Below are 19,457 nucleotides of genomic sequence, written 5' to 3' on the forward strand. Positions count from 1 at the left end.
TATGGCCGGTTGACGACCCGTGGACGCTGGCCCATAGGTGGGGCCGTCGAGGTTCTCCGGGTATTCGTGCCTGGAGCTAAGAGGGAAGCCGGTGCGCTCTTGAGCAAGACCGGCGCTGCCCCCGCAACTGTAAGCGGTGAGCCGTGGTCCATCATGCCACTGGGTGTCGTCCCGGGAAGGCTGGACCAAAGCTGAGACCCGCGAGCCAGGAGACCTGCCCCGGCAACATAGTCGTCCTCGGGCGGGGTGTCCCGGTGGTGCGGTTGCGGTCTCGATGGCGGCTCGTCGCCAGGATTCCCATGCCGCGTCGCTAAGGCCCAGCCTCCAACATATGGGGTTAAGCCGTGTCTGTTTCCTCTCTTCCTGTCGCTACGCTCGGCACGCCGCGCATCGGTCCGCGCCGCGAACTGAAAACCGCGCTCGAAAGCTACTGGTCGGGCAAGTCCAACGAAACCGCGCTGCTTGAAGCGGCGGCCGGATTGCGCGCCGTGAACTGGGCGCGCCAGAAGTCGCTCGGCGTCACCGTCATTCCGTCGAACGATTTCACGCTCTACGACCATGTGCTCGACACCAGCGTCATGGTCGGCGCGATACCGGAGATCTACGGATGGAAAAGCGGGCCGGTGCCGCTCGCAACCTATTTCGCGATGGCGCGCGGCGCCCAGGGTGGAGATCACGATCCATCCTGCGCGCATGGCCATCATGGCGACGGTGACGTTCATGGCGCGCCGGCGCAGGAGATGACCAAGTGGTTCGACACCAACTACCACTACATGGTTCCTGAATTCAGCAAGGGCCAGCGCTTTGCGCTCTCCTCGCTCAAGGCGATTGATGAATATCGCGAGGCCAAGGCGCTCGGCTACCAGACCCGGCCAGTGCTGCTCGGCCCCGTCACCTATCTGAAATTCGGCAAGAGCAAGGACGCGAATTTCGATTCCCTGTCTCTACTTCCCGATCTGCTACCGGTCTATATCGACGTGCTCAAGCGCCTTGCCGCAGAGGGAGCCGACTGGGTGCAGCTCGACGAGCCCTGTCTCGTTCTCGATCTCGATGATGCGACCCGCGATGCGCTGCGCAAGACTTATGAGCAGGTCGCGCGCGCTTTGCCTAACCTGAAGATCATGCTGACCACTTATTTTGGCGGCATCGGTGACAATCTCGATACCACCCTCTCGCTGTCGGTCGCCGGCCTACACCTCGATCTTGTTCGCGCTCCCGAGCAGCTTGAGCCCATCGCGGCAAAGGCGGCGCAAGATCTGGTTCTGTCGCTCGGCGTCATCGATGGCCGCAACATCTGGCGCGCCAACCTGCCGGCGCTGCTTGACCGGCTCGAACCCGTGGTCGCCAGGCGTGGCATCGACCGTGTGCAGATCGCGCCGTCCTGCTCGCTCCTGCACGTGCCGATCGACGTGTCGCTGGAGACCGACCTCGATGCGGAGCTGAAGAGCTGGCTTGCGTTTTCGGTGCAGAAGATGAGCGAGCTGGCAACGCTCGGTGAAGCTCTCGCCAAAGGCCGCGACTCGGTCGGCGATGCGCTGGAAGCCTCCGCAAACGCCGCGGCGGCGCGCAAGACATCGCCGAAGGTCCATGACACCAGAGTTACAGCACGGATCGCAGCCATCACGCCTGACATGACCAGGCGCAAGAGCGTCTTCGCAGGTCGCGCCAAGTTGCAGCACGAGCGCTTCGGCCTCCCGTCGTTCCCGACGACCACGATCGGCTCGTTCCCGCAGACCGCCGAGGTCCGCAAGGCGCGTTCGGCGCACGCCAAAGGCATGATGAGCGATGCCGACTATGAGAAGTTCCTGCAGGACGAGACGGCCCGAACCATCCGCTGGCAGGAAGACATCGGCCTCGACGTGCTCGTGCATGGCGAGTTCGAGCGCAACGACATGGTTCAGTATTTCGGCGAACAGCTTTCCGGATTCGCCTTCACCAAGCACGGCTGGGTTCAGAGCTACGGCTCGCGCTGCGTCCGCCCGCCGATCCTGTTCGGCGACGTGTCCAGGCCCGAGCCGATGACCGTCGGCTGGTGGAAATACGCGCAATCGCTGACCGCGAAACCGATGAAGGGGATGCTCACCGGCCCCGTCACCATTCTCAACTGGTCCTTCGTGCGCGATGACGTGCCGCGCAGCGTTGCCTGCCGGCAGATCGCGCTCGCGATCCGTGACGAGGTCGCTGACCTGGAAACGGCCAGCGCATCCATGATCCAGATCGACGAGGCCGCGCTGCGCGAGGGGCTGCCGCTGCGCCGTTCCGAATGGAAGACGTATCTCGACTGGGCCGTGGAGTGTTTCCGTCTGTGCGCGAGCGGCGTCGCTGACGCGACCCAGATCCACACCCACATGTGCTATTCGGAGTTCAACGACATCATCGATGCGATCGCGGCGATGGATGCCGACGTCATCTCGATCGAGACGTCGCGCTCCAGGATGGAGCTTCTCGACGCCTTCAAGGATTACAAATATCCCAACGAGATCGGTCCCGGCGTCTACGACATCCACTCTCCGCGCGTGCCGGCGGTCGACGAGATGACCGGCCTGCTCAAACTTGCGCGCCAGCGCCTGTCCGACGGCCAGCTCTGGATCAATCCGGATTGCGGACTGAAGACCCGCAAGTGGGAGGAGGTCAGGCCGGCGCTCGTCAACATGGTGGAGGCGGCGAGACTGATGCGTTAGAAAGGTTGAGTGTACTCGACGAGACCTGACGATTTGAATGTACTGAAAAATGCTGCCGAATCAATCGCATAGATTTTCCGTCGCGCCCATGATGGATTGGACCGATCGGCATTGCCGGGTGTTCCATCGCCTGCTCACGCGTCGTGCGCGGCTCTACACCGAGATGCTCACGACCGGCGCGGTGATCCATGGCGCGCGCGACCGTTTGCTTGGGTTCAGTGATATCGAGCATCCGGTCGCGCTCCAGCTCGGCGGATCGCATCCGGGCGATCTCACGGCGGCCGCGCGCATCGGTGAGGATTTCGGCTACGACGAAATCAATCTGAACGTCGGCTGTCCGTCCGACCGGGTGAAGGATGGCCGGTTCGGCGCCTGCCTGATGGCCGAGCCGGATGTCGTTGCCGAGGCCGTTCACGCCATGAAACGCGCGGTGTCCGTTCCGGTCACCGTGAAATGCCGGATCGGGATCGACGATCAGGATTCCGAAACCGGCCTCGACGGCTTCGCGCGCAAGGTGGCGGCGGCCGGCGTCGATGCCCTGATCGTCCATGCGCGAAAAGCGTGGCTCCAGGGATTATCTCCGAAGGAGAACCGGAATATTCCGCCGCTGGACTATGACAGGATTTACCGGTTGAAAGCGTCGCTTCCCGATCTGCCCGTGATCGTCAACGGCGGCATCGGCGGGATTTCAGAAGCGAAACAACATCTGGCGCATGGCGATGGCGTCATGCTGGGCCGCGCCGCCTATCAGGATCCATGGCGGTTGCTGAAGGTCGATTCCGAACTGTTCGGCGAGGCGGCACTGCACGCCACGATGAAGCGCGCGCTCGAGGCCATGATACCTTACATCGAGGATCAACTTGCAAGCGGCGTGCGATTGCATTCCATCACCCGGCATCTTGTCGGCGCGTTTCATGGCGCGCCGGGGGCGCGGGCGTTTCGGCGCTATCTCGCCGAGAACGGCGTGAAGGCCGATGCTGGCGTCGATGTCTTGCGGGAGGCGATGGCGCTGGTGGATGAACCTGCGGTGTCGTCCATCGCGGCATGACGCGCTGCCAAACAAGCTCGGGCCGGCGCAACGTATCATCGATCTGCGAGAGCCGACCGAAATCGGCTGAGGCACGACGGTCCTTCCATCGCCAAATGGCTGCTCAAAGTCCGAGATAGGCGCGCTGTACTTCCGGGTCGTCGATGAGCTGTTTGGCGGGGCCGCTATGAACGATGCTGCCGGTTTCCATCACGTAACCCCGGTCGGCCGTCGATAGCGCCAGATTGACGTCCTGTTCGACCAGCAGCACCGTTACGCCTTCGTCGCGGATCGTGGTCAGGACATCCATCAACTGTTCGACGATGACGGGTGCCAATCCCAGGCTCATCTCGTCGATCATCAGCACGATCGGCGCCGCCATCAGGCCTCGCGCCATCGCGCACATTTGCTGCTCTCCGCCCGACATGCTTCCGGCGAGCTGCCGGCGGCGTTCCGCCATGCGCGGAAACAGCGCATACATCCTGTCGAGGTCGCGTGCGACGGCAGCTTTGTCGGTTCGCCTGAAGGCGCCCATCAGCAAGTTGTCCTGGACGCTCATGCGGTCGAACAACTGGCGGCCTTCCGGAACCTGAACCAGACCGGCCGCAAAGACCTGATCGGACGTCATCGGCATCAGATCTTGGCTGTTCATGACGATGCCGCCGGTGGCGGAAAGCACGCGCGACAGCGTGCGCAGCAAGGTGGTCTTGCCGGCGCCGTTGCTGCCGACCAGCGCCACGATCTCGGCCGGATAGACAGTCAGGGTGACGTCGTGCAAGACCGGCATCCCGCCATAGCCCGCGCTGACCGAGCGGACGTCAAGCAGAGGCTCCTTGACCGCTGGCTTTGTGCTCATATCCGCCTCTTGCCGAGATACGCCTCGATGACGGTCTGGTTTGCGAGCACGCTGGCGGGTTCGCCGTCTGCGATCTTTTCGCCATGGTGCAATACCAGCAGCCGGTCCGACAGACTCTTGATGGCTTTGATGACGTGCTCGATCACGAGAACGCTGATCCCTGTGTCGCGAACCTTGCGGATCACCGCGATCACCTCTTCGATCTCGACCAGATTCAGTCCGGCCATGACCTCGTCGCATAGCAAAACCTTCGGCTGCATCGCCAAAGCCTTTGCCAGTTCCAGCCGCTTGCGGCCAGGGCCGCCCAACTCGTCCGCGCGTTGATCGACGAACTTGCCGAGCCCGACAAAGTCCAGTTGAGCGCGCGCCTGCTCGCGGGCTTGAGCCAACTTGGCATGTCCTCCTCCGTGACCGAAGAGGGCGCCGACGGCGACGTTGTCCAACACCGACAGACCGGGAAACGGCCGCATGATCTGGAACGTGCGCCCGATGCCCAGCCGGGCACGACGGTAGGCGGCCATGCCGGCAAGAGACTGTCCTTCAAAAAAGATATCGCCCGAACTGGGCGCGAGCGTCCCACTGATCAGGCTGATGAGCGTGGTTTTTCCGGCGCCGTTCGGACCGATCACGCCGAGAATTTCCCGGGGCTGCAACAGAAAGCTGACATCGTTGACCGCGATCAGGCCGGCAAAGCGGCGGGTCACGTGTCTGATTTCGAGTATCGGGGTCACAGCCGGTGCGTCCGGATGTTTTCGGCGAAATACCGCCAGCCCGTCTTGCGGAACCGCCGCAACATGTCCGCCAGTCCGCGCGGCATGAGGACAACCGCGACCACGACGACGATGCCAAAGAAAAGGCTCGCAAGGCTGGTGATCTCGCTCGACAGAAATTCGGAGATCGCCGACAGCGAAAGCGCTCCGACAACCGGTCCCAGAATCGTGCCGGGCCCGCCGAATACCGCCATGATGATCATCTTGACGTTCAGGCTGATATCGAACGCGCTTTCCGGATCGATGAACGTAACCCAGTAGGCATGAATGCCTCCGGCCAGCGCGCTGAAAACGCCGGAAAGAGCGAAGGCCATTGTCTTATACAACGTCGTATTGACACCCATCACTTCCGCGCCCTCTTCGTTTTCGCGGATAGCAATCAATCCAAAACCGAAGCGGCTGCGCGTCAACCAGAAAACCGTCAGCGTAGCCAGCACCAGCAGCCCAAGCGACAACTCGTAAAACAGAGGATCGTTGTTGAGGGGCGGCAAGACAAGCCCGATATTCTGGCCGGCCAGGCCCACGTTGGAGACGATTGCGGTCATGACCTGAGCCAGCGCCAGCGTCGCAATCGCGAAGTAGTGGCCCCTCAGCCGCAGGACCGGAATCCCGAGGAGAACGGCAAAAGTGACCGCAAGTGCCACGCCGAACACCAGGCCAACGGGAAACGGCAAGTGCCACTGCGCCATCGCGATGCCCACACCGTAGCTGCCGAGCCCGTAGAACACCGAATTGCCGAACGACGCATAGCCGGTGTAGCCGCCAATGATATTCCAGCCCTGCGCCAGAACGGCGAGCAGCAGGGCATTGATTCCGAACTGGATCAGGACGTCCGATCCGAACCACGGCACCGCCGCGAGAACGGCGAGCGCCGCCAGGATGAGCGCGATGCGGAGCGTCTTCACGCCGCTTTCCCCAGCAGGCCGGTCGGCCGCACGATCAGGACCAGCACCAGCACGCCGAAGCTCGCCACGTCGGCGTAGGTCGGCCCTATATAAAGTGCGGTCAGCGATTCGAGGATTCCCAGAAACAGGCCTCCGACGATCACGCCGAGCGGATTGTCCAATCCTCCGATGATCGAAATGGCGAACGACTTCGCGGTCAACGCCGCGCCGATATACGGATTGATCTGCGACACAGTTCCATAAAGGCCTCCGGCTGCGCCGGCCAGCGCGATTCCGATGCCGAACGTCACGGCGTAGAGATGCCGAGGTTCAACGCCGTAGAGGCGGGCCGCCACCAGATTCTGCGCGGTGGCGCGGATGGCGCGTCCGAGCTTTGTGTGCAGCAGGAACAGCCACATCCCGACTGTCAGCGCGATGGCCACGCCGAAGGCCAGCAGCCGCGCCAGCGGCAAGACGACCGGCCCCAGCACGATGCTGTCGCCCGCATAGGTGGGATTGATGGTGCGAAAGTCGGCCGAGAATGCGAGTTGCGCAAGATAGGTCAGCACAACCTCCAGCCCGAACGTTATCAGCAACGTGTTGAACATCGGCGCGCGCACGATCAAATTCAAAAGGCCGCGCTGGACGCAGTAGCCGACCGCAAACATCACCGCCGCAGTGATCGGCAGGCCCAGAAACGGGTCGATATGCAGGTATGTGAAGAGATACAAGGATACATAGGCGCCGAGCATGATGAATGCGCCGTGCGCCAGGTTGACGATATTCAGCACGCCCCAGACCAGCGCGAGGCCGAGCGCCATCATGGCATACAGCCCGCCCAGAAGGGTGCCGTTGATAAGGACTTGTCCCAGCAGATCCAACGTCGTCCCGCCCCTTTTCAGCCAGAGGATCGTTCGCGATTCGCGCTAGAGTCAGATCCAACGACGTTGAATCTGACTCTAACCTTATTTTTTTGATTGAGCATGATCTTATTCGAAAGCCGGTTTCCACTATGCGCTGGCGCGGCCCTTCGCGTCGGGATCATCTCTAACGCGCGTCCCAGGCCGGCATCGGATATTTCGGCGCCGCGATTTTGCCGTGGACGCCCTGGATTGCGACCAGTTTGCCATCCTGGATCTGGATCACGGTCTGCGGCAGATCGATCTGGCCGTTCGCATTGAACGCAATCCGCCCGTAAAGACTGTCGAAATCCACCTTGGACAATGCGTCCCTGACCTTTACGGGGTCGATCGTGCCCGCATTTTCCACGGCTTTCACCACGGCCTCGACGTCGGCCGCGCCGGACGCGGCATGATAGTCGGGATCGTAGTTGAACTTCGCCTTGAAGGCCGCAGCGAATTGCGCGGCGTCGCCGAACCATTGATCCTTGAGGTCGGCGGAAGGCAGCCAGGCCGTCATGCCGAAAGCGTAGTCCGCATCTTTGCCGAGAGCCTTGCGGAAGTCTTCACTCGGGACGCCCACCGTGAAGGAATACATCTTCGGGGCGACCGCAAGACTCTTGGCCTGCCGCACGAAATTCAGAATCTCGGTTTCGTGGCCCGCCACCAGCACCGCATCGACGTTCTTGCTCTTGACCTGCGAGAGCAGCGAGTTGAAGTCCGTCGCATTGGTGCTGTAACGCTCGTCCATGGCCAGGGTGAAGCCAGCCTCTTTCAGTTTGGGCCGCGTGCCCTCCGCCACCGAGACGTCGAAGGCATCGTCGGCATACAGCAGGGCGACCGATTTCGGGGCCGGATCGAGCCCCTTCATCATCTCCACCGTCGAGCCGAAATAGTGGCTGGCCGGCGCCAGCGTTCCAAAAATATACTTGAACTTGCGCGCGAAGATCTGGTCCGACGCGCCGCCGCCCTGGACCATCGGAATCTGGTACTTTTCGGACACAGCCGAATCCGCCAGCGCGAAATTGCTTGCGAACGGCCCCAGCAGAAAATTCACCTTGTCCCGTGAAACCAGTTGCGTGTACTGACGCACGCTCAAATTGACGTCCGACTGATTGTCATAAAGTTTGAGTGCGAGCTTGTAGGTCTCATTACCGACCTTGACCCCGCCAGCTTCGTTGATCTTGTCGACCGCGAGTTGATAGGCGTCACGATAATACCGGCCGGTATTGGCAACGGGTCCCGTCAATTGTACGGACGCCCCCAGCACAATGTCCTTTGCCGCGGCCGAGCCAGACGACATCGCAACCGCAGCCGCGACCAAAGCGGCCGACAAACCGGAAATTTTCAACATGAAATGACCCTCTATAATGGCACTCTATAATGACACTCTGTCCCGCGGCTGTCCTGGTTCTGCGCCCTAGCTTCCGGTAATATTTCTTACTTCCCGCGATCAGCACCTGTAGGGGTGATGCGGGATGGATGTCTCGGTCGCGCTATACAACCAGCACGCAAGCACTTGGTTCCCGGTGCCCCGATAACGATCGAATCCGCGTTCACCTCGTATCCTGGCTTTTGACAAACGAATAAGACTGCGGCTCGATATCGGCTCGATAGCTATCGGGAGACCGCTTCAATGGACACGGAACTGGCCAGAACTTTCCTCACCGTCGTGACAGCGGGGAATTTCATCAGTGCCGCGGATCAGCTTCACGTCAGCCAGTCGACGGTCAGCACGCGCATTCACACGCTCGAAGAGCAGTTGGGCTGCATGCTCTTCGTCCGCAACAAGGCTGGCACGACGCTGACGTCTGCCGGCCGGCAATTCCAGCGGCACGCGGCTACGCTGGTGCGGACAATGGAACAGGCGCGACACGACATAGGCATTCCGGAAGGATTTAGCGGAACGCTGGTTGTCGGTTGCCGTATCGGCCTGTGGGAAGAATTCCTGCTGCAGTGGCTTCAGCTCATGAGGGAGGCCAGGCCGGAAATATCCATTCGCGCCGAAAGCGGGCACGAGCCGGAATTGATGCAGGGGCTTATCGAGGGGCGGATAGACATTGGCGTTATGTACACTCCGCAGGTTCGTCCGGGATTGAAGATCGAGCAATTGTTCGAAGAGCACCTCATCCTGGTTTCAACGGATCCGAATGGCAAACACGAACCTCGATCCGGCTATGTGTATGTCGATTGGGGGCCTGAGTTCTATGCGCGGCACAATGCCTGCTTTCCGAACTTTGGCAGCCCTCCGCTGAGCGCGAATATCGGCTGGCTGGGATTGCTGCACGTGCTGGAGAACGGAGGATCCGGTTATTTCCCAAAGCGGATCGTCATGCCTCATCTGAAGACCGGGCGCCTCAATCTGGTGAGCGACACGCCTGAGTTTTCAATGCCCGCATACGTCGTTTACCCTCTTGAGGGGGATCGCGATCTGTTTGCCAGCGCAATCGAGATCATGCACCAGGTTGCCAACTCGAAACCGAAAACGGCGGCAACGGCGAAAGGCGCAAAGCGGGCAGTACGACAGCGCTAGATCTATCTCGAGATCCCGTTCCGAAGTTGCTCGTGGTCCATTGTTTCTAACATGTGCAAGAACTCCTGCCGCAACGGGATGCAAATGTGAGAATCGGACGACTAGAGGAATGCGAAGCGGTGCCTCGTCGCAGGAACGCATTCGCCAACCGAAGCGCCGGCATCACCAAGTGAGTCAGTCGGCTCGAATTCAAGGTCAGAATCCCTGATATTGATAGCGCATCTTCGTATCGGCAGATCGATTCGCAATCCGTCAACGTATTCAGGCCCGCATTTGTTAGCGGCGATAACGCTCGCGCGTTCGTGTTGATGTATCTGCTTTCTTGAATTTAACGTGCAATATTTCTCGCTTGAAAAAAAACAAGAACGGTCGAGAGTGAACTAAGACCAGCGCGTATGGCGTTAGTCTTGCGACACAGGTTTTGCTCTCTCACGTTTTTGCACGTTAGGGACCGAACCGTGAAAGGAACTTATCCGGTTCAAGCGATCGAACTGCGGATTCGAATATTTGACTCGGAATGAACCCACTATCTCGAGATGAGGTTTTAACTTCGAAGGAAGTTACGACGTCATCCGAGGTTACTGATTGGGAAGGGTCGATATGACATCCGCTGCAACGACGAACGATTCCCACATCCACGCTCACCCGACCGGCTGGCGACGCTACGTGTATTCGACGAACCACAAGGATATCGGCACGATGTATTTCGTGTTCGCGATCTGCGCGGGATTGATTGGCGGGACCTTCTCGGTCTTGATTCGGATGGAGATGCAGGAGCCAGGTCTCCAGATTTTCTCCAATCCGCATGCCTACAACGTATTCCTCACAGGCCACGGCCTGATCATGATCTTCTTCACGCTGATGCCGGCGCTGATGGGAGGGTTCGGCAACTGGATGGTGCCGCTGATGATCGGTGCGCCGGACATGGCGTTTCCGCGCATGAACAACATTTCGTTCTGGCTGCTGCCGGCATCGTTTACACTGTTCATCATTTCGCTGTTCGTCGGAGGCGAGCCCGGCACGGATGGGGCCGGCACCGGCTGGACACTCTATGCGCCGCTGTCGACCAGTGGCCATCCCGGCCCGTCGGTGGATTTCGTGATCCTCTCGTTGCATCTTGCCGGAGCGTCTTCGATCCTCGGCGCGATCAATTTCATCACCACGATTTTCAATATGCGCGCACCGGGCATGACCATGCACAAGATGCCGCTGTTTGCATGGTCGGTCCTGGTGACGGCATTCCTGCTCCTGCTGTCGCTTCCGGTGCTCGCCGGCGCGATCACGATGCTGCTGACCGATCGTAATTTCGGCACCACGTTCTTTGCTCCCGAGGGTGGCGGCGATCCGGTGCTGTATCAACACCTGTTCTGGTTCTTCGGCCATCCTGAGGTCTACATCATGATTCTGCCCGGCTTTGGGATCGTCAGCCATGTGATCTCGACCTTCAGCCGAAAGCCGATCTTCGGCTACCTCGGAATGGTCTATGCCATGGTGGCGATCGGGTTCATTGGCTTCGTGGTCTGGGCCCATCACATGTACACCGTCGGAATGTCGAGTTCGGCCCAGGCTTACTTTGCTCTCGCCAGCATGGTGATCGCGGTGCCGACCGGGGTGAAGGTGTTCTCGTGGATCGCCACCATGTGGGGCGGCTCGATAAGCTTCAAAACGCCGATGTTGTGGGCGACCGGCTTCGTGCTTGTGTTCACGATCGGCGGCGTCACCGGTGTGGTGCTCGCTAATCCGGGCGTCGATCGGGTCTTGCAAGATACCTATTACGTCGTTGCACATTTCCACTATGTGCTGTCTCTCGGCGCGGTGTTCGCCATCTTTTCCGGCTGGTATTACTGGTTTCCGAAAATTACCGGATACATGTATTCGGAGTTTCTCGGCAAGCTGCACTTCTGGCTGACCCTGATCGGCGTTAATCTGGCTTTCTTCCCGATGCACTTCCTCGGTCTGGAGGGAATGCCACGGCGCGTCGCCGATTATCCGGATGCATTCGCCGGCTTCAACCACATCGCATCAATCGGATCCTACATATCGGCAGCGGGCACGATCGTGTTTGTCGTCGGCATGATCCATGCCTTCGTTCGCAAGGTGAAGGCTGCGGCCAATCCGTGGGGGGCCGGTGCAACCACACTCGAGTGGACGCTGTCTTCGCCGCCGCCATTTCATCAATTCAACGTTTTGCCGCGTATAGAGTGATTCAACGCTCAGTGACTTACGCCGCGAGGCGGCCAGGACGAGGCGCACCTTTTTCCCCGGGGTGCGCCTCATCACGTCGGACGGATGCCCACGCGCATGGCATAAGCCGTCACGTCGCGACGGAAATCGGCGATCATCCGTTCGAGCAGGGCGAACGCTTCAAGCTGAAATTCCGCGACGATCTGATGCGATGGCAGCCGGCGGTCGCCGATCCGGCGCTTGAGATGATCGAGGCGTGCGGATTGCTCCGACCAGAGGTGATCGATCAGCGCCATCATCAGCCGGCCAAGAATATCGACAAACATGGCCTCGCCCATGCTGGCGATCTTGCCGTCGATCCAGCGGTCGGCCGTGGCGCGTATACGCTGTGCGAGAGCCTTTGCATCGGCTTTGGGATCGGCGGATGGAGGGCTGATATCGACGGCGAGAGTCAGGACCGATCGGATCGCGTGATCCAGCCCGGCGAGGTCCCATGGGGCGCTCGGCGTTGCGAAACGGGCGATCAGATCGTCGATCGTCTCATGGCGCAACCGCGTCGCCAATGTGAGCGTATCGTTGCCGTCGCGGATCGTGTGGCGCAAATCGTAGACATGATCGCGTTGGCTTTGAATGATCGTGTCGAATCGCAGAAGCCCGAGACGTCGATCGAAGCTGCGGACCTCATGCCGCTTCTGCGCCGCGCGGATCAGGCGGCTGGCGACCGAGGGTGCGATCGTGGCGGCCTGTTCGGGTTGAGCTACGCTGATTGCCGCATTGGTCAGGAACTCGTCTTCCAGCGAGGCATGGAAAATGGATCGCCCCGGATCGCCCTGCCGGCCGGCACGGCCGCGCAACTGTTCGTCCATTCGTCCGTGATCGTGATGGGTGGTGCCGATCACCAGCAGCCCGCCGGCGGCAATGACTTGCGCGCGCCTGGCGACGTCGGCATTCTCTCCGCCAAGCCGGATATCGGTGCCCCGGCCGGCCATTGCAGTGGCGATCGTCACTGCGCCGGGGGCGCCGGCCTCGGCGATGATCTGGGCTTCGCGGGCATGATGTTTGGCATTGAGCACCGCGAAGGTGCGGGTTGTGCCGTCGCTCTTGGTCTCGTCGTTACGCTGCCGCCAGCCGTTGGCTTCAAGCATTGCCGCCAGCGCTTCCGATCGTTCGATCGATGGAGCGCCGATCAGCACCGGCTGGCCGCGCGCGGCGGCGTCTTCCAGTTCCCGCAGGATCGCCCGCAACTTGCCGGCGGCGGAGGCGTGGAGCACGGATTCGTCGACCCGGACCATCGGACGGTGTGTCGGGATGGAGATTACATCAAGGCCGTAGATATCGTTGTATTCTTCGGCGTCGGCTTTCGCGGTTCCGGTCATGCCGGCTAGCCTGGCGTAACGACGGAAGTAGGTCTGGAACGTGATCGCGGCCAGCGTGTGCGTTTCCTCGCCGATGGCGCATCCTTCCTTGGCTTCCAGGGCCTGATGCAGTCCTTCGTCATAGCGTCGTCCCGGTATCGGTCGTCCCGTCAGCCCGTCCACAAGGGTCACGCTGCCGTTTACAACGACATAATCGCGGTCGCGTGCAAGCAGGACATGAGCCCGCAGCGACTGCACGACGTGGTGGAGCATCGAAATCGATGCGATGTCATGCAGCGTCGTTGGGGTCTTCAGTAGTCCTTGCTGTTGCAGCCGCTGCTCGACTTCGCTGTATCCCGCCTCGGTCAGCGCAACGCGCCGCCGAGGATCGATCTCATAATGCGAGGGCTGCAATGAGGCGATGACGGCATCGACCGTCTGATAAAGGCCCGAGTGATCGCCAAGCGGGCCGAACAACGCCAGCGGCATGGCGGCCTCGTCGATCAGCGTGGCGTCGGCTTCGTCGACCAAAGCGAAGGCATGGCCACGCTGGACGGTTTCCGCGGCGGAAAACTTCATGTTGTCGCGCAGATAGTCGAAGCCGAACTCGCTGGCGATTCCGTAGGTGATATCGCAACGATAGGCTTCGCGCCGGCTGTCGTCGTCCATCTCCCGGGTGATGACGCCGGTACTCAATCCCAGCACGTCGTAGACCGGCCGCATCCAGCCGGCATCGCGCTCGGCCAGATAGTCGTTCGGCGTGGCAACATGGACGCCCTGAGCGCTCAAGGCATGGAGCGCGCAGACCAGCGTGGCGGTCAGCGTCTTGCCTTCGCCGGTCTTCATCTCGGCGATATGGCCATCATGAAGCGCCAGGGCGCCGATGGTCTGCACTGGAACGGGGTGTTGGTTCAGCGCACGGCGCGAGGCCTCGCGAGCCAGTGCGAAGACCTCCTCCTTGATCTCGTCGAGGGCGGTGCCGGCCCGGACTCGCTGCCGCAATTCGGAGACGCGATCACGCAAGCCGTCGGCAGACAGCCGTCGATGGTCGGGCTCCATGGCGAGAATCCGGCCGGCCGTCGTTTCGTATTGTGTCAGTTTCCGGCGAGTGCCGAAATTCAGCGCGCGCCTCGCCAGGCGCGGGATCATCGAAATTCAAAAAGGATCGGCATCGTAAAAGCAAACTGTGTACCGCCGACGTCCTTGGGAGGTTCGGGCAACGGCTGGGCGCGTTGCAGGAGCTCGAGCGTTTCGCGATCGAGGACCTTAGACCCGCTGCCTTTGATGATTCTGCTGGAGACGACATGACCGTGCCGATCAACGACGAAGGACACCTTCGAAGTGCCGGTCTCGCGATGGATCTGAGCCTCGCGCGGATATCGCTTGCTGCGCTGCAGGTGAAGAGCCAACTTCCGTTTCCAGCTCACGAGCTGCGCCTTGCGTGCGGCCGCTGCGGTCGGCGCCGTCGTGGCCGACGCGGCGACCAGCGGCGGCGTTGCGTTCGGCGTCTTTTCCTTGTCTTCTTTCTTCTCTTCTTCCTGTTTCTTCTGCTCGGGAGGGGTTTCCAGCGCAACGTCGGGTTCGGTGACTTGCGGAAGCGGCGGCTCTGGCTCCGGCTCCTTCTCCGTCTTGACTTCGGACTTCTCCTGAGGTGGAGGAGCCTCGTCGGTCTGCATTTGCTCTTCGCCCGGCGCGACGTCTCGTGCCTCGGCGTCGCGGAAAGACTCGGTGGTAAAATCCACCTCGATTGCCGTGACGGTATCGAACGTATCGCCTTCTTCCGCCGGAGCCTGCAGCAATGCCGCGGCCACCGCGCCGTGCAGCGACAGCATCGCGATAAAGCAGACGCTCCAGAGCAACAGGTCGCGTCGGGTCGCGCTGCGATAGGGATTGTTCATTGCGCGGCTCCGCCGGATGGCGCCCCGCTCGCGGACTCAAGCCCGACCAGCGCAATCTTCAAATAGCCCGCAGCCCGCAGATCGTTCATCAGCGTCATCACCTCGCCGTAGGGGATGGTCTTGTCGGCGCGAACGAACAGCCGCTTGGTTCGATCCGACGACGTGATGGCGTCGAGTGAGCCGCCCAGACCGGTGCGCGGGACCGGAGTTTCGCCGACGGCGAGCGTGCGGTCGGCCTTCATGGTGACGTAGACTGGCTTGTCGGGCCGGGGCTGTTTTGTCGCCGTCGATGCCGGCAGATCGACAGCAATGTCGACCGTCGCCAGCGGCGCGGCAATCATGAAGATAATCAGCAGCACGAGAATGACGTCGATGAACGGCGTCACGTTGATGTCGCTGACCGGCATCATATCGTCCTCGGACGATGCTTGCTGAAGCGAAACGCCCACCCGAGTTACTCCGCGGCCCGCTGATGAGGGACCATCTCCGCCCGGTTGAGGTCCCTGCTCACCATGCGCATCAACTCCGCTGAGCCGTCTGCCAGCAAGCCGCGATAGCCGGTGATGGAGCGCGAAAACATGTTGTAGATCATCACCGCCGGAATCGCCGCGACCAGTCCCATCGCTGTCGCCAGCAAGGCCTCGGCAATGCCCGGCGCGACGACGGCAAGATTGGTGGTTTGCGATTTCGAAATGCCGATGAAGGCATTCATGATGCCCCAGACCGTGCCGAACAACCCGACAAACGGCGCGGTCGATCCGATGGTGGCCAGAATACTGGTTCCGCGGGTCATTCGCCGCGCCGCGGCCGCCTCGATGCGGCTGAACAGCGAAGCGACCCGTTCTTTAATGCCGTCATGGTTCATGGCGTCCTGCGAACGGCGAATCTCGTCGCGCGCGGCGTGGGTCAGGATCGCGATATCGCTACCGGCGCGCTGCAATGTATTGTTCGCCTCTTCGAGGGACCGCACGCCTTCCACGCTGCGGATATCCCGCATGAGTTTGCTCCGCGCACTGAGCAACTCGATGGTTTTGGCAAGCCATACCGACCAGGTCACGACCGACGCAAGGGCCAGGCCGACCATCACCGATTTCACGATGTAGTCGGCGGCCATGAACATGCCGATGGGCGTCAGTTCATGCGGCAGGATCGGACTTGATTCAGGAGCCTCGGCTAGTTCTGTTGCGGGCGGGGTTTGCTGTTCGGCCGTTGCCGCGGGCATGGCCTGCTGCTCGGCCGGCGATGTATTGGCGTCAGGCGATACCTGAGATGCGGGCTGCTGAGATGCAGGTTGCGCTGTCTGTGTCACAGACGGCGTTGACTGCGTGACCGTCGGAGGAGCTTGCGTGGAAGAGTTTGTCCCGGAGGCGCCGGACCGCGTCAAGGACTGGGCATGAACGGCGTGCGGTGCGAACGACAACATCAAAACAGATGCAAGCGCGATCGCTGAAGCTTTTGCGGTTCGCGTTCGGTCGTTGCGGCCCGTCGTTCGGGAGAAATTCAGAGACAGCTTCATGTGGGTGAACTCTATAATCATGCGCCGGTCTGCACTGTCCGCGCGAGCCGAGAAACAAATGCGCAGGCATCTGCGTTCGGTCTAGCGTCTGCGCTTTCCGAATCAAACAGGCAAACCGGCGAGGATTTTTAGAATCTCTTTAAAACATGCGGCGCGATGACGCAGTTCATTTGTCGTCGGGGTGGATGTGCTGTCGCGCGCTGCGCTCATTGATACTTCATCGAGAGGCGCGAGCTAGAACCTCTGTAAACTGCGTCGAATTGCGATGCCGATATGTTGCTCACAAAAATTTTTTAGTTAATGACGAGCGACATGTCGCGGCTACCGATTTGTTTCCGCGATGTCGGCAAATCAATGGATGGGGCGGATGGGCATTTTATCGGTAGATCACACGAGCGATACGAGTAGCGGCGTTGGAGCAGCAGGACATTCATCGGTCGTCGGCTGGGGCAAGGCGATGATCGGTGTCGCCGCGGTGATGCTGATCCCGGATTCCGCCGACGCCCAGCCGGTGACCGGCGCCGATGATCTTCCGCAGGTTCGCGTCACCGCGCCAAAGCGGCAGGCCAAGAAAAGAACCGTACACCGAGCGCCGGTGCGAGCCGCGCCTGCGCCGGTTGCTGCCCCGCCGAGCAACGTTCAGGTCAATCCCATCGTCGGCGACGGGCATGGCGTCACCGGTTATCAGGCTCCCGCGCAGGCCGGGATCGCGCGTCTCGGTGTGCCGCTGCGCGATACTCCGCAAACCGTCAACGTGGTGACGCAGCAGGTCATTCGGGATCAGCACCTCACCAGCATGGAAGAAGCGCTGCGAACGGTGCCGGGCATCACCTTCAGCGCCGGCGAGGGCGGGCAGCAGGGCGATAGCCCGTTTATTCGCGGCTTTACCGCGCGTGGCGACATGTACCGCGACGGCTTGCGCGATCCCGGCTGGTACAATCGCGATCTGTTCAGCGATGATCGCGTCGAGGTTCTCAAGGGACCGTCGTCGTTCGCGTTCGGCCGCGGCTCGACCGGTGGCGCGATCAATACGGTCTCCAAGCTGCCGACCGGTGCGACGTTCTTCGACGGGGCGATCAGCGGCACCAGCGCTGCGGGCTATCGCAGCACTCTCGACGCCAGCGGCAAGCAGGGCAACGTCGCCGGGCGCATCGCGGCGCTTTACCAGGACGTGCCGACGCCGGACCGCAACAACGTCTTTACCCGGCGATGGGGTGTCGCGCCGTCGGTCAGTTTCGACGTGACAGACCGCGACAAAGTCACGTTGAGCCATATCTATCAGGGCGAGCAAAGCGTTCCCGACTACGGCCACCCATGGTTGCCGCGACCGACGCTGAACGGGGCCGGCACCGCCGTCACTGGCGGCTATTATGGCGATGGCCGTGCCGTGACGCCGATACCGGTGCCGCGCAACACTTTCTACGGCAATACGCTGGGGCCGTATCGCGATATCGTGGAGACCACCACCAACATCACGACGCTCAAGCTGTCGCACGAGTTCGACAACGGTTTCAAGCTGACCAATGCCACGCGGTACGTCGATAACCAGCGGTATGCCGCGCCGACGCCGCCGCGCGGCTTGGCGACTGCCGGGAACATGCCGATTCCGGTTGGCTATCCGGTCGATCAGATGACGCTGACGCAGGAGCATTGGAATACGCAGACCAATGACGCCTTGCTGCTTAATCAGACCGACCTGGTCGGGAAGTTCGATACCTGGGGACTGACGCATACTTTCGCCACCGGCATCGAAGCCAGCCATCAGACGCGCTATCAGCGAGGGCGCACCAATTTCTGGTGTGCGTCAACGCCCGGAGCCTATTGCCGGACCAGCGTGATCGACCCGGTGTCGCAGCCGGTCTATCAGGGGCCGTTCGGCCCCGTGAATCATACCAAGATCGATACTATTGCGGTCTATGCGTCCGATCAGATCAAGATCAACCAGTATTTCGAATTGCTCGGGGCGGTCCGATACGACGATGTGCGCGCGTCTTACCGCGATCCGCTGAACGCAACGCCCGCCAACCGCGGTCCGTTTGCCTCGCATGACCGGCAGACAAGCTGGCGTGTCGGCGGCGTCTTCCACCCCACCCAGCAATCAAGCGTCTATGTGGCGCATGGCACGTCGTTCAATCCTTCAGCGGAGTTCGGATCGCTGACGTCGGGCACGGTGTCGCTGGCGCCTGAGACCAGCACCACGACGGAAGTCGGCACCAAGATCGATTTTCTTAATGGGCGGTTGAGCTATACGGCGGCGTTATTCCATATCCTCAAGGACAACGCGCGCATCGCCAATGCCGGGCCGGATTCCGCGACCATGCCGACCATTCTGGCGGGCGAGCAGCGGGTCCAGGGCTTCGAAACCGGGTTGGCCGGAAAGCTGACCGACCTGTGGCAGATCTTCGCCGGCTATACCTACCAGGATTCCAAGATCGTCAGCGTTCCCGCAACGGCCTCGCTGGAGGATCGCTACACGGTCGGTAAGCAGTTGCCGAATACTCCGCAGCACGCCTTCAGCCTGTGGACGACTTATGATTTCACGCCGCAACTGACGGTCGGCGCCGGCGCCACCTATCAATCGATGGCCTATGCCCGCACCGACAATACCATCTACGTGCCCGAATACTGGAAGTTCGACGTGATGGCGAGCTACAAGGTCACGAAGGAATCGACATTGCAGCTCAACATCTACAACCTGACCGACGAGCACTACTACGCGCAATACTATGGCGGCCATGCCGTCCCGGCGTCCGGCCGCTCGGCGATCCTGACCTATCGCTATCACTTCGAGCCGCCGCCGCCGGTGCCCGATTATCCGGTCAAGGCTGCCCGCTACGTGAGCAAGTAACCGGCG

At 61.1% G+C, this 19,457-nt stretch carries 14 protein-coding genes and 1 riboswitch; of the genes, 5 read left to right on the plus strand and 9 right to left on the minus strand.

Going from position 1 to position 19,457, the window contains the following annotated elements:
* Positions 1-32 precede the first annotated feature (32 nt).
* Positions 33-236, plus strand: a riboswitch (cobalamin riboswitch).
* Positions 237-344: 108 nt separating this feature from the next.
* Both metE and dusA read left to right on the plus strand, forming a co-directional pair.
* Positions 345-2,681, plus strand: a complete 2,337-nt coding sequence (metE, locus tag V4R08_RS12485; RefSeq protein WP_335579643.1) for a 5-methyltetrahydropteroyltriglutamate--homocysteine S-methyltransferase — start codon at positions 345-347, stop codon at positions 2,679-2,681.
* Positions 2,682-2,730: 49 nt separating this feature from the next.
* Positions 2,731-3,729: a tRNA dihydrouridine(20/20a) synthase DusA gene (dusA, locus tag V4R08_RS12490; protein WP_335579644.1), complete on the plus strand. Its 999-nt coding sequence runs from the start codon at positions 2,731-2,733 to the stop codon at positions 3,727-3,729.
* A 103-nt stretch (positions 3,730-3,832) separates the two neighbouring features.
* Here the strand turns inward: dusA and V4R08_RS12495 are convergent, their stop codons facing one another.
* The 5 genes from V4R08_RS12495 to V4R08_RS12515 form a co-directional block, all read right to left on the minus strand.
* The gene (locus V4R08_RS12495) at positions 3,833-4,564 is read right to left on the minus strand and encodes an ABC transporter ATP-binding protein (RefSeq protein WP_335579645.1); all 732 of its coding nucleotides are present in this window, start codon (positions 4,562-4,564) and stop codon (positions 3,833-3,835) included.
* The gene (locus V4R08_RS12500) at positions 4,561-5,295 is read right to left on the minus strand and encodes an ABC transporter ATP-binding protein (protein WP_335579646.1); all 735 of its coding nucleotides are present in this window, start codon (positions 5,293-5,295) and stop codon (positions 4,561-4,563) included. The genes V4R08_RS12495 and V4R08_RS12500 overlap by 4 nt, the downstream gene beginning before the upstream one ends.
* Positions 5,292-6,224 carry a branched-chain amino acid ABC transporter permease gene (locus V4R08_RS12505; protein ID WP_335580272.1) on the minus strand — a complete coding sequence of 311 codons (933 nt, stop codon included), beginning with the start codon at positions 6,222-6,224 and terminating at the stop codon, positions 5,292-5,294. Before V4R08_RS12505 ends, V4R08_RS12500 begins: the two co-directional genes overlap by 4 nt.
* Before the next feature lie 11 nt (positions 6,225-6,235).
* A complete protein-coding gene (locus tag V4R08_RS12510; protein WP_335579647.1) occupies positions 6,236-7,099 on the minus strand; it encodes a branched-chain amino acid ABC transporter permease in 864 nt (287 codons plus the stop codon).
* A 166-nt stretch (positions 7,100-7,265) separates the two neighbouring features.
* Positions 7,266-8,471 carry an amino acid ABC transporter substrate-binding protein gene (locus V4R08_RS12515; protein WP_335579648.1) on the minus strand — a complete coding sequence of 402 codons (1,206 nt, stop codon included), beginning with the start codon at positions 8,469-8,471 and terminating at the stop codon, positions 7,266-7,268.
* 282 nt (positions 8,472-8,753) lie between these two features.
* On the opposite strand from V4R08_RS12515, the gene V4R08_RS12520 reads away from it, so the two are divergent.
* On the plus strand, positions 8,754-9,650 hold the full coding sequence (locus tag V4R08_RS12520) for a LysR family transcriptional regulator (protein WP_335579649.1): 897 nt from the start codon (positions 8,754-8,756) through the stop codon (positions 9,648-9,650).
* Between the two features lie 600 nt (positions 9,651-10,250).
* Positions 10,251-11,855, plus strand: a complete 1,605-nt coding sequence (gene ctaD, locus V4R08_RS12525) for a cytochrome c oxidase subunit I (protein ID WP_335579650.1) — start codon at positions 10,251-10,253, stop codon at positions 11,853-11,855.
* A gap of 71 nt (positions 11,856-11,926) precedes the next feature.
* Here ctaD and V4R08_RS12530 read toward each other — a convergent pair whose 3' ends face one another.
* From V4R08_RS12530 to exbB, 4 genes are read right to left on the minus strand one after another with little or no spacing between them, the layout of a single operon-like run.
* Positions 11,927-14,338: a preprotein translocase subunit SecA gene (locus tag V4R08_RS12530; RefSeq protein ID WP_335579651.1), complete on the minus strand. Its 2,412-nt coding sequence runs from the start codon at positions 14,336-14,338 to the stop codon at positions 11,927-11,929.
* Complete coding sequence (locus V4R08_RS12535) at positions 14,335-15,048, minus strand: energy transducer TonB (RefSeq protein ID WP_335579652.1); 714 nt, start codon at positions 15,046-15,048, stop codon at positions 14,335-14,337. The genes V4R08_RS12530 and V4R08_RS12535 overlap by 4 nt, the downstream gene beginning before the upstream one ends.
* Before the next feature lie 35 nt (positions 15,049-15,083).
* On the minus strand, positions 15,084-15,536 hold the full coding sequence (exbD, locus tag V4R08_RS12540) for a TonB system transport protein ExbD (RefSeq protein ID WP_335579653.1): 453 nt from the start codon (positions 15,534-15,536) through the stop codon (positions 15,084-15,086).
* Positions 15,537-15,541: 5 nt separating this feature from the next.
* Positions 15,542-16,624, minus strand: a complete 1,083-nt coding sequence (gene exbB / locus V4R08_RS12545; RefSeq protein WP_335579654.1) for a tonB-system energizer ExbB — start codon at positions 16,622-16,624, stop codon at positions 15,542-15,544.
* Between the two features lie 346 nt (positions 16,625-16,970).
* Here exbB and V4R08_RS12550 point away from each other — a divergent pair, with 346 nt between their 5' ends.
* Entirely contained in the window at positions 16,971-19,451 is a 2,481-nt protein-coding gene (locus tag V4R08_RS12550) for a TonB-dependent receptor (protein ID WP_335579655.1), read from the plus strand.
* Positions 19,452-19,457: the final 6 nt, after the last annotated feature.

Origin of the sequence: Nitrobacter sp. NHB1 (genome assembly GCF_036964665.1) — a bacterium.
Taxonomy (GTDB): domain Bacteria; phylum Pseudomonadota; class Alphaproteobacteria; order Rhizobiales; family Xanthobacteraceae; genus Nitrobacter.